Genomic DNA, 415 nt, shown 5'->3' on the forward strand with positions numbered 1-415 from the left:
AGCGACGAGGTGGCAACCGGTGCGCTGATCCGCGGCATGTCTCGTTCGGTCGGCAATGAAATCGACGAATTCGTCGTCGAAGCCTTGCGGAACAATCTGCTCGGACTGCCGCTCGATCTTCCCGCCTTGAACCTCGCCCGGGCTCGCGACACCGGCATTCCGAGCTTGAACGACGCGCGCGCTCAAATCTATGCCACGACCGGCGGCGCCGACCTCAAGCCCTATACCAGCTGGGCCGACTTCACCCAGCACATCAAGCACCCGCTATCCGTGGTCAATTTCATCGCAGCCTATGGCACCCATCCGCTGATCGCCGCCGAGACGACCTCGGAGGGCAAGCGTGCAGCCGCCATGGCCATCGTGCTCGGCACCGATCAGACCGTGCCAGCGAATGCCGCCATGCAGCCGCCGGTCC

1 protein-coding gene is annotated in these 415 nt (G+C 64.3%); it reads left to right on the forward strand.

The window, feature by feature from the left end; genetic code table 11:
• A partial coding sequence (locus tag AC1DGP_RS35365; protein ID WP_476833312.1) for a peroxidase family protein occupies nucleotides 1-415 on the forward strand: 415 nt, incomplete at both ends.

It is taken from the genome of Allobosea sp. 05T433 (assembly GCF_056396065.1).